The organism is Caballeronia sp. AZ10_KS36 (assembly GCF_023631105.1).
Taxonomy (GTDB): Bacteria; Pseudomonadota; Gammaproteobacteria; order Burkholderiales; family Burkholderiaceae; genus Caballeronia.
The window spans coordinates 1-259 of the sequence record NZ_JALQDQ010000087.1; the positions used below are offsets into that span (position 1 = coordinate 1).

The 259-nt window shown below is 47.5% G+C and carries 1 protein-coding gene; it reads left to right on the plus strand.

What is annotated here, in order from left to right; all coding sequences use genetic code 11:
• A partial coding sequence (locus NCR35_RS29825) for a hypothetical protein (RefSeq protein ID WP_250537470.1) occupies positions 1-259 on the plus strand: 259 nt, incomplete at both ends.

Below are 259 nucleotides of genomic sequence, written 5' to 3' on the forward strand. Positions count from 1 at the left end.
GAAATGACGCACACAGCACGCCGCATTGCCTTTGCAGTTAGCAAGGGAATCTTGAAAGGCTGGAATGATGTTCGCGCATATGCCGATGACTCAAACATGGCTGTAATCACCCCGTTTCACAACAACGGAATTCAATTCAACAAAGCATTTGTAGACATGAAAACCGGCGAATTCTGCTTTGTAAATCTGCGCGGCTATGGCAGCTTTGCACTGGCCGAGAAAATGGGTGTACGCGGTGTTGCAAAATTCAGTGGTACAG